Below are 9,405 nucleotides of genomic sequence, written 5' to 3'. Positions count from 1 at the left end.
CAAGTAACTGTCGTTTTTTGCATGCACAGCGCGGCTCGCCGGCGCCCTTGTGGCGGTTGCGCAACAAGGCCCGAAGCGGTCGTGCGAGCGTGCCTCGGACGCCTGCGTCACAGTCGTGCAGCGGCAGGCGGGCGCCGAAGCGGCGTGCGGGATTCTTGGAGATAAGGCGAGATTCTAACGCCAAACGCGGCCACAGCGGGAGTTATCCACAGGCTGTGGCTGTGGGCCGCGGGGCCGGATCGGCGGAGGCCGGCACAGGCGGACGACGCCTAAAGTATTGACCGCCAAGAGAAAAACGGTTTAAATAGCGGGTTCCGCGAAAACCAATCCTGTATTCCCGGCGATTGCGTTCGCCCGAATGCCTCCGGTTAAGGGCACGCGGTCCCCTGAATTTCGACATTCTCGAACAAGTGAGAACATCATGAAACGTACTTACCAACCGTCCGTGACGCGCCGCAAGCGCACCCATGGCTTCCGTGTCCGTATGAAGACGGCAGGTGGCCGCAAGGTCATCAACGCTCGCCGCGCGAAGGGCCGCAAGCGCCTCGCCATCTAAGGCAGGTTGCGCGCTGTGTCCGCCGTCCGCAGTCCTGCGGAAGGTGCCGTCGAGCCGGGTGCGAATCCGTCGCAGACGAAAGCCGCCTTCCCGAAAGCTGCGCGACTTCTGAAAACGGATGAATTTTCATCCGTTTTTCGTTTGCGCCCCTGGCGGCGTTCCGCGCACTTCGTGATCTACGGCAAGCCGACCGGCGAGCCTGCCCGTCTGGGGCTCGTCGTCGGCAAGAAGTATGCGCCGCGCGCGGTAACGCGTAACCTCGTGAAGCGGCTTGCGCGCGATGCGTTTCGCTTGCGCCGGGCCGAATTCGCCGGTTACGACCTGCTGCTGCGGCAGCACACGCGCTTCGACAAGAAAGCGCTGCCGAGCGCGGCTTCCGCCCCGCTCGCGGCGATGTGCGCGGCCGAAATCCGCGAGCTGCTCGACAGGGCAGCCCGGGAAATCGCGCGCCGGGCGTCGAAGCCCGCGTCCGAGTGACGCATCCGTCCGTGGTGCGGCGTTCGCGCCTGCCCGGCCGGTTTTGACGCGGCGTCGTACGGCGCCGCCCAAGGTATGGAAACGGTATTGATCGCCTTGCTGCGCTTCTACAAGGTTGCCGTGAGCCCGATGCTCGGCAACCGTTGCCGTTTTTATCCTTCCTGTTCGGATTACGCGCGCGAGGCAATCCAGTATCATGGCGCCGCGCGCGGCACGTATCTCGCCGTCAGGCGCGTGTGCCGATGCCATCCGTTTTCCGCGGGCGGTATCGACCTCGTCCCGCCGCCCAACTCCGACACTCGCGCTCGCGGCGAAGCCGACGCGCGGTCCCATCGACTCTGAGACAACGCATGGATATCAAACGCACCGTCCTATGGGTGATCTTCTTCATGTCAGCTGTCATGCTGTACGACAACTGGCAGCGGTCCCATGGACGCCCGTCGATGTTCTTCCCGAGCGCTACGCAGACGGCCCCCGCGGCCGCAGCAGGCGGAGCGTCGGGCACGGGCGCGACGACGACGACCGCAGGTGAAGTGCCTGCCGCCGCAGCCGGCGCCGCACCGTCGACGACGGCGCCGGCCGCGCAGGCGCAGCTCGTGAAGTTCTCGACCGACGTGTACGACGGCGAAATCGACACGCGCGGCGGCACGCTGGCAAAGCTGACGCTGAAGAAGCAGGGCGACGGCAAGCAGCCCGACCTGTACATCACGCTGTTCGACCACACGGCGGGCCACACGTATCTGGCGCGCACGGGCCTGCTCGGTGGCGACTTCCCGAACCACAACGACGTCTACACGCAGGTCAATGCGGGCCCGACGTCGCTGACGGGCGACCAGAACACGCTGAAGCTGTCGTTCGAATCGCCGGTGAAGGGCGGCGTGAAGGTCGTGAAGACCTACACGTTCACGCGCGGCAGCTACGTGATCGGCGTCGACACCAAGATCGACAACGTCGGCACGGCGCCTGTCACGCCGACGGTCTATATGGAACTGGTGCGCGACAACACGGCTGTCGAAACGCCGATGTTCTCGCACACGTTCCTCGGGCCGGCGGTCTACACGAACCAGAAGCACTTCCAGAAGATCAACTTCAGCGACCTCGACAAGAACAAGGCCGACTACGAGACTTCCGCCGACAACGGCTGGGTCGCGATGGTGCAGCACTACTTCGCGTCGGCCTGGATTCCGCAGCAGGGCGTGAAGCGCGACATCTACGCCGAGAAGATCGATCCGGCGCTGTATCGCGTCGGCGTGAAGGAGCCGGTCGCGACGATCGCTCCGGGCCAGTCGGCCGACGTGCAGGCGCGCCTGTTCGCCGGTCCGGAAGAAGAGCGCATGCTCGAAGGCATCGCGCCGGGTCTGGAACTCGTGAAGGACTACGGCTGGGTGACGATCATCGCGAAGCCGCTGTTCTGGCTGCTCGAGAAGATCCATAGCTATGTCGGCAACTGGGGCTGGGCGATCGTGCTGCTCACGCTGCTGATCAAGGCCGTGTTCTTCCCGCTGTCGGCTGCGAGCTACAAGTCGATGGCGCGCATGAAGGAAATCACGCCGCGGATGCAGGCGCTGCGCGAACGCTTCAAGGGCGATCCGCAGAAGATGAACTCGGCGCTGATGGAGCTGTACAAGACCGAGAAGGTCAATCCGTTCGGCGGCTGCCTGCCGGTCGTGATCCAGATCCCGGTGTTCATCTCGCTGTACTGGGTGCTGCTCGCATCGGTCGAAATGCGCGGCGCGCCGTGGATTCTGTGGATTCACGACCTGTCGCAGCGCGATCCGTTCTTCATCCTGCCGGTGTTGATGGCCGTCTCGATGTTCGTGCAGACGAGCCTGAACCCGACGCCGCCGGACCCGGTCCAGGCCAAGATGATGAAGTTCATGCCGATCGCATTCTCGGCGATGTTCTTCTTCTTCCCGGCTGGTCTGGTGCTGTACTACGTCGTGAACAACGTGCTGTCGATCGCGCAGCAGTACTACATCACGCGCAAGCTCGGCGGCGGCAAGAAGAAGCCGGCCTGACGCTCGTGGCACACGCGGGCGGCGAGCCGCCCGCGATGCACGTAGAAAAGCCGCATGGTTTCATCCATGCGGCTTTTTTGTTTCTGGCGGGGGGGCGTGCGTCGAACGTGCCCGGTCAGGCCTTCTTCGCTTCAGGCTTCGGTTCGCTGCCGTAGAACTGTTCGATCAGTTCCTGAACGAGGTAACGCTGATGCGGCGGTAGCGCTTCGATCTTCGACGCGAGTTCGATCGTTTCGGGCGTCGGCGGATAGTGTTCGTCACGCGGCAGCGGTTGCGGCGTCGTGTGCTCGTTCGCGCTCGGCGACGGGCCGTAGTGCAGCCAGTGCAGTTCGACGCGCAACCAGTTGGCGAGCGTTTCGAGTTTGTCGGGTGTCGGAATCGTGCGGCCCGTCAGCCATTTGTGCGCGGTTTGCGGCGACACCGGCTGCGCACCGCGATGGCGCAGATTGAACCGGTTCGCGAGCTCCGTCGCACCGGCGACCTTGTCGGGGCTGCGCCGCAAGGCGAATTTCAGGCGTTCCGAGAACGCCGCTTTTTCTTCGGGTGTCGGCATGGGGGTGATTGTGCAATTCCACCGACGTGTCTCAGACAACCATATGAGATAAACGTATCCTATTCAGACGAATCCCAACCCGATCCGGCGCGGGCGGCGCAATTGGGGGCCCCAGCGTCGAACCCCTACAACGGGCATACTCGTCCGAAACAGGCCGCGTGTGACGGCGCCCCATTGATACTCGACTTAGCTCCGGCGGGATAAATTCGGGCGAGTCCGATACCGATGTGGCGCCCGCTGGCGCGCGGGCCGGCACGCTACAATGCCGACGTTCCAGTGCCCGAACTGTTGCGCGGGCGCAGCATTCATCCTCTGATTACCTGATTTATCCGATTCCCATGCTCGCTACCGATTCCGATCCGATCGTCGCTATTGCCACCGCTGCCGGCCGGGGCGGTATCGGCGTCGTCCGCGTGTCGTTCGGGCGCGGCGGCGAGGCGGCCGCGCTGCCGCTGATCGACGCGCTGTGCGGGCAGCGGCTTGCGCCGCGCCATGCGAGCTACGTGCCGTTCCTCGATGAGCACGGCGCGCCGCTCGACCGCGGGATCGCGCTGTATTTCCCCACGCCGCATTCGTACACCGGCGAGCATGTCCTGGAATTGCAGGGGCACGGCGGGCCGATCGTGATGCAGCTGCTGCTGCAGCGCTGCCTCGATGCAGGGCGTGGCTTCGGGCTGCGGCTCGCGGAGCCGGGCGAATTCACGCGGCGTGCGTTTCTCAACGACAAGCTCGACCTTGCGCAGGCCGAGGCGGTCGCCGACCTGATCGAGGCGAGCACCGAGGCGGCGGCGCGCTCAGCCGGGCGCTCGCTGGACGGCGCGTTCTCGCGGCAGATCCATGCGCTCGTCGAGGACGTGATCACGCTGCGGATGCTGGTCGAGGCGACGCTCGATTTTCCGGAAGAGGAAATCGACTTCCTGGAGGCGGCCGATGCGCGCGGCAAGCTCGCGAAGATTCGCGGGCAACTGGCGCACGTGCTCGGCGATGCGCGGCAGGGGGCGCTGCTGCGCGAGGGGCTGTCGGTGGTGCTGGCGGGGCAGCCGAACGTCGGCAAGTCGTCGTTGCTGAATGCGCTGGCCGGCGCGGAGCTGGCGATCGTCACGCCGATCGCGGGCACGACGCGCGACAAGGTCGCGCAGACGATCCAGGTCGAAGGGATTCCGCTGCACATCATCGATACGGCCGGGCTGCGCGAGACGGAGGACGAGGTCGAGCGCATCGGGATCGCGCGCACGTGGAGCGAGATCGAGCGCGCGGATGTCGTGCTGCATCTGCTGGATTCGCGCACGGGGATGACGGCGGACGACGAGACGATCGCCGCGCGGTTCCCGGGCGGTGTGCCGGTGGTGCGCGTGCTGAACAAGACGGATCTCACCGGGGTGCCGGCTTGCGTCGAGCATCCGGCGGCGGAAGGCGACCTGACGGAAGTGCATCTGTCGGCGAAGCGCGGCGACGGGATCGACATGCTGCGCGCGGAACTGCTGCGGATCGCGGGGTGGCAGGCAGGGGCTGAAGGCGTTTATCTGGCGCGTGAGCGACATCTCATTGCGCTGCGCGCCGCGCAGGAACATCTGGCGCAAGCGGCCGATCATGCGGAGCAAAGGGCCCAGTCGCTCGATCTCTTTGCCGAGGAGCTTCGGCTCGCGCAGGAGCAACTCAATGCGATTACGGGGGAGTTCACTTCCGACGATCTGCTGGGGGTGATTTTCAGCAGGTTTTGTATCGGGAAATAACCGGTCGTCGCAAGGTTGCGGAGCAAGTCTATGGACGCGAGGTGCTCGTCGAGGTGGGCAGGGGCGCAGCTTGTACGAGCACATCAATACCCATCCGCTGGTTGGGTATTCAAGAATGTGACTGGCGGCAAGCGAGATTACATGCCATCACAACAGTTGTCGGAGCACCCTGGGCTCACTTGAACGGTAACTTCACGGGCATCTGAGGTTGCTTCGGCTATGCTGCTCGCCGGATAAATCTCCGTCTGTATTTGAAATGGTGCATTTATCAGACCATTGCCTATGGCGATTTTTGCCACCTCGGTGGCTCGCTTCCGTGCAAGTAGGTCGTAGTTGACTTCATTTTTTGATGCGCTGCCAATCACATCGATCCAATTTTGAATTGGATATCTTGAGTTCATTTTTGAAATCCATTGATTCAATTTGACTCGTTCGGATTCTGAAATCTCAAAACTATTTTGTGAAAAGGAAACGAAGAATTGTTGCGATGGTAGATTTTGTGAGCCACGACATTCTGCCGTCGCAAGCGTGGGCAGGGAAAGTGAGATTGCAATAGAGGTTGCTACCGTTGCGATCCGAGTCATCATATTTAATGCGCTCATTTATTTTGTAAATTTTTCTTCGCCATAGATCACATACCCGGTGAGTGTATCCGCGTTTCGCAGTGCCAGGTCTGGATTTTCTCGTGCCCACATAACCGCAGTGGGATCGAGCCCGTATCGAGGGTCGCCACTTCCGAAGGTATCCGTGAAATGTGTTACTTCGTGAATGAGGGTGGATAGACGGGAATCTCTGAACATGCTCTGATCATGTAAGCCGTCGCAAAATTTCATGCTGATACTTATAAGTCTGCGTTCAGTATTTGGGCCGCACACGTGAGCGGCCTCAAGGTCCAGATTGCTCGTGTTGGGTACGCAGCCGAGCATTCGATCCAGGTTCGGGTCGGATCGAACGAGATTGTGTGGGGAAAGCGTTTTGAGAACGGATAGGTGGCGTGTAAAGCCTTCGAGAAGATATTGTTGTGTATTTTTATCGCATCGGTTGAACCAATACATCATCCTCTCTTTTGTTTTTTCGTTGTATAGATTTAAATCAGCGACTCTGCGCTCAACCAAAATGATGGCCCATTTTATCAGCCGTGACGCCATAATCCTGAATTCTCTATCAGTCATGTTCGGGCAAATCGGCGTCGTATCAATTGATACGTAGACCATCGATCTTGGGTTTGTGTTCGTGACAGCGCCAGAATGAACAAGAAACCATTCCTTGTTTTCGCCAACGTCGAAATCGTATTCGCTTTTGTCCGAAAAGTTGTTCATTTCGTCAATGTCCAGTTGTATAGATTTTCAACGATGCTGCTGCGTCTGTAGCGATTCGAGAGGTTTGCCCAGCGGAGTCTGTGGTCCCATTGAAGATTTGCCCCGTCTCGGCGACGATTCGATAGCAGACGTTTGCAAGTCGGCGGCCCGTTTGATCGAGCAAGATGTATTGCTCATCGTGCGTGGCATCCGGTGGCACGGGCGACAAGTGGGCGGCGCCGGGCCTTTGTCCGTTCAACGCCTCGACCTCGGCGGCGGTGAAGATCATTCGCATGCCGCGCTCGGCATAGAAGACCGGCGACGGATTGCAGCCGCAGACATTGATATCCCCGCTCAATGCCCACTGCTTGCCGTTCGGGCCTGTACCCGGCCAGCGCGGCCCCACCGGTGCGATGTATCCGTCGCGCTCGCACGCCGTACAGTAGGTTTTCATATCGAGCGTGGCGATACTGACGCTCGGAGGTGGGTTCGAACACGTCACACTGTCGAGCCCTTCGACAATCACCGCATTCCTGGCGCGATCACCTTTGGCGAGAAAGTAGCGAATCATCGCGACGACCTCGGCGCGGCTGGAGTGAACTGAAGACGATTTCAAAAACAACGGAGGAGGCAGTCCCCTCTCGCTCGGGACTATCAGTGATCGTGTCGCCGTTATCGAGTTCGCTGCCGACAAAGGCAAGTAGCGTGAAGTCAGGACGATCGGTTAAACCCAGTCCACTCACAATGTGCGCGGTCGAACCGTCGGGATAGTGGATTGCGTCGCCTACGGTCGCCGCCTTACCCAGGTGCTGCCCTGCCTCCAATGTGCCAGACGGCTCGCGCAATACGCCACCGCGTGCCGTCGTCGCACCACGTACCGCTAGTCGGTAAGTGCGCGGTGGGGGCGGCGGCACATAGGCAGGATCGAACAGTCCGGGAACGCGCTGCCCCTGCGGCACATGAATGCCCCATGAGGTGCGCAGCGTTTCGGTAATGCGGTCGCCGTTGCTCAAGCGACTGCCGACCAACGCAAATGGTTTGCCGTTGCTGTGGGTACTCCCGGCCCCGTCAACAATTGCGGCTTCGCTGCCGTCGTCGTAGGTCACTACGTCTCCCACGCGGGCCACTTGCAGTCCGGCCAACTCGAGGCCGCTGGTTGCTGTACTGACGCGTCCTCCGCGTTCCGTGAGTGAACCAATGGTCACGAAAAGATGCGTTGGTGCTTTGTGTTCGTTTTTCATCCGATATTCCCGTCTCGGTAAGTGGAATGGCCCGCCTAGAGACGCTATTCCAGGTAAGAAACTTGGATCAACCAGACAAATATGATTAGGAATCTATAACTACTAGGAATTGTTCCGTTTTACGGGTTGTGTCAGCCGGGTGCATGAAATCGCATCGATTGAGCGGCAAGATTTGATGAGTTGCTCAGAGGCGCAAACTGGACGACGGTCGATGCGCAAGCGATCGACGATGTGTTGGGCAAAGGGGATTTCTGGCCGATGTCCTATATCGACGGCAAGCGGCCGTACGGCGACCACACCTACTATCAGTTCGACATGGCCGAACTGCTGGGCGAGCCGTACAAACGGGATGCGCGAGGCAACCCGATCAAGGACGCGAAAAAGGATGCGCGGCTCGAGCGTTTCCACTGCGAAACGCTCGCTGCGCTAGAGGTATTTCTGATGCACGCGGGCGTGACCAAGGCGGCTTGATTGCGTCGCGATCCGGATCGTCGATCGTGCCTCGGAAGACGCTCATCGACGCATCCGGATCCGTGCCTGCATCAATCCCAATGACGATGGTGGTAATACCCGCCACCGCCGTAATACCCGCCACCGTCAGGCACCACGATACAGCCGCTCAGCAACACGGCGACGCTGGCAATCAGCAAAAGGGTTTTCTTCATCGCGTTCACCTGCTTGGATTCGAGATGAACCCAGCATAGCGAGCGCCGTCAACACCGGCTGTAAGCGATCGTTTCCCCGTTCCGCAATCCGTAACGGCGGATTATTCCGGTCACAATGACCGTAACAAATTGCCAATCCGCAGACGTTTTCAGGCCGTGACGACCTGGTTTCGCCCCGCATCCTTCGCGCGATACAACGCGGCATCGGCGGCCTCGATCAATGCGTCGGGCGTCGACAACGCATCCTGCGACACGGTCGCGCATCCGACGCTCACACTCAAACGCCCAGCAGGTTCAGCGTCGTGTCGGTGAGGCAGGCGAGCATCGCGATCGCGAGCCACATGTCGAGCGTCGTGCGCAACCGGCCCGCGGCCAGCACGGCAACGAGCGCGAGCGCATTGAGTATCCAGACGACGAGCGCGATCCCGTTCACGGGCAGCACGGCCGCGCTGCCGGGCGGACGGAACGCGGGCGGCAGCGTCACGTTCAGCGCGAGCGCGCACAGCAGCGCGGCGGCATGCAGCCGGCCGCTGCACGACCCGGTGCGGCCCGATCCTATCGCGTTATTGGCGTGTGCTCAAATACCGAGGCCGGGCCCGAAGTTGCCGGCGACCCAGTGCGTGACGGCATCGACGTCCGCGTAATCCTGCTCGGGCAGGCCGTCGAGCATCGACAGCACTTCGTTGCTCGCGCCGGCGTCGCGCGCGGCGTCGACGATCGCATCCTTGTTGGCCGGATAGCGGACCGCCGAGAGTACGTCGGCGATCTGCAGATCGATCGTTTCGTGAGGGATATCGTGCGCCGGGAGTAGGGGTTTGTCGTTCACGTCGTCGTCTCGCGGGTTGAGCGGGGATCGGTTCGATG

13 protein-coding genes and 1 pseudogene are annotated in these 9,405 nt (G+C 61.3%); 6 read left to right on the top strand and 8 right to left on the bottom strand.

Annotated features, from left to right (window positions below; all coding sequences use genetic code 11):
- Positions 1 to 421: 421 nt before the first annotated feature.
- The 4 genes from rpmH (at position 422) to yidC (ending at position 3,051) form a co-directional block, all read left to right on the top strand.
- A complete protein-coding gene (gene rpmH, locus DCN14_RS31640) occupies positions 422 to 556 on the top strand; it encodes a 50S ribosomal protein L34 (protein WP_004198824.1) in 135 nt (44 codons plus the stop codon).
- Positions 557 to 571: 15 nt separating this feature from the next.
- Complete coding sequence (gene rnpA, locus DCN14_RS31635; protein ID WP_096508414.1) at positions 572 to 1,033, top strand: ribonuclease P protein component; 462 nt, start codon at positions 572 to 574, stop codon at positions 1,031 to 1,033.
- Between the two features lie 75 nt (positions 1,034 to 1,108).
- Positions 1,109 to 1,375, top strand: a complete 267-nt coding sequence (gene yidD, locus DCN14_RS31630; protein ID WP_006750110.1) for a membrane protein insertion efficiency factor YidD — start codon at positions 1,109 to 1,111, stop codon at positions 1,373 to 1,375.
- Between the two features lie 8 nt (positions 1,376 to 1,383).
- Positions 1,384 to 3,051, top strand: a complete 1,668-nt coding sequence (yidC, locus tag DCN14_RS31625; protein ID WP_096508415.1) for a membrane protein insertase YidC — start codon at positions 1,384 to 1,386, stop codon at positions 3,049 to 3,051.
- 115 nt (positions 3,052 to 3,166) lie between these two features.
- Here the strand turns inward: yidC and DCN14_RS31620 are convergent, their stop codons facing one another.
- Positions 3,167 to 3,604, bottom strand: a complete 438-nt coding sequence (locus DCN14_RS31620) for a transcriptional regulator (protein WP_096508416.1) — start codon at positions 3,602 to 3,604, stop codon at positions 3,167 to 3,169.
- 338 nt (positions 3,605 to 3,942) lie between these two features.
- Between DCN14_RS31620 and mnmE the strand changes: the two genes are divergently transcribed.
- Entirely contained in the window at positions 3,943 to 5,337 is a 1,395-nt protein-coding gene (gene mnmE / locus DCN14_RS31615; RefSeq protein WP_096508417.1) for a tRNA uridine-5-carboxymethylaminomethyl(34) synthesis GTPase MnmE, read from the top strand.
- A gap of 137 nt (positions 5,338 to 5,474) precedes the next feature.
- Here mnmE and DCN14_RS31610 read toward each other — a convergent pair whose 3' ends face one another.
- Genes DCN14_RS31610 through DCN14_RS31595 form a run of 4 tightly spaced genes read right to left on the bottom strand, consistent with a single transcriptional unit; the run spans position 5,475 to position 7,876 of the window.
- Entirely contained in the window at positions 5,475 to 5,939 is a 465-nt protein-coding gene (locus DCN14_RS31610; RefSeq protein ID WP_115531470.1) for an OmpA family protein, read from the bottom strand.
- Complete coding sequence (locus DCN14_RS31605; RefSeq protein ID WP_096508418.1) at positions 5,940 to 6,656, bottom strand: M35 family metallo-endopeptidase; 717 nt, start codon at positions 6,654 to 6,656, stop codon at positions 5,940 to 5,942.
- Positions 6,657 to 6,660: 4 nt separating this feature from the next.
- The gene (locus DCN14_RS31600; protein WP_096508419.1) at positions 6,661 to 7,206 is read right to left on the bottom strand and encodes a hypothetical protein; all 546 of its coding nucleotides are present in this window, start codon (positions 7,204 to 7,206) and stop codon (positions 6,661 to 6,663) included.
- A complete protein-coding gene (locus DCN14_RS31595) occupies positions 7,178 to 7,876 on the bottom strand; it encodes a PAAR domain-containing protein (RefSeq protein WP_096508420.1) in 699 nt (232 codons plus the stop codon). Before DCN14_RS31595 ends, DCN14_RS31600 begins: the two co-directional genes overlap by 29 nt.
- A 258-nt stretch (positions 7,877 to 8,134) precedes the next feature.
- Here DCN14_RS31595 and DCN14_RS31590 point away from each other — a divergent pair, with 258 nt between their 5' ends.
- Positions 8,135 to 8,347 carry a hypothetical protein gene (locus DCN14_RS31590; RefSeq protein WP_143331734.1) on the top strand — a complete coding sequence of 71 codons (213 nt, stop codon included), beginning with the start codon at positions 8,135 to 8,137 and terminating at the stop codon, positions 8,345 to 8,347.
- A 71-nt stretch (positions 8,348 to 8,418) separates the two neighbouring features.
- Here the strand turns inward: DCN14_RS31590 and DCN14_RS39065 are convergent, their stop codons facing one another.
- The 3 genes and pseudogenes from DCN14_RS39065 to DCN14_RS31580 all read right to left on the bottom strand — a co-directional run bounded on the left by DCN14_RS39065 (position 8,419) and on the right by DCN14_RS31580 (position 9,367).
- Positions 8,419 to 8,541 (bottom strand): hypothetical protein, encoded by a 123-nt coding sequence (locus tag DCN14_RS39065; RefSeq protein ID WP_269431974.1) that lies wholly within the window; start codon positions 8,539 to 8,541, stop codon positions 8,419 to 8,421.
- Positions 8,542 to 8,690: 149 nt separating this feature from the next.
- A pseudogene (locus DCN14_RS31585) lies at positions 8,691 to 9,058 on the bottom strand (diguanylate cyclase); the annotation flags it as partial.
- A gap of 60 nt (positions 9,059 to 9,118) precedes the next feature.
- Positions 9,119 to 9,367 (bottom strand): DUF2795 domain-containing protein, encoded by a 249-nt coding sequence (locus DCN14_RS31580; protein WP_096508422.1) that lies wholly within the window; start codon positions 9,365 to 9,367, stop codon positions 9,119 to 9,121.
- Positions 9,368 to 9,405 lie beyond the last annotated feature (38 nt).

This window comes from Burkholderia sp. IDO3, from assembly GCF_003366075.1.
GTDB lineage: Bacteria > Pseudomonadota > Gammaproteobacteria > Burkholderiales > Burkholderiaceae > Burkholderia > Burkholderia anthina.
The sequence above is the reverse complement of the archived record's forward strand: the minus strand, read 5'-3'. Positions and strand labels throughout refer to the sequence as shown.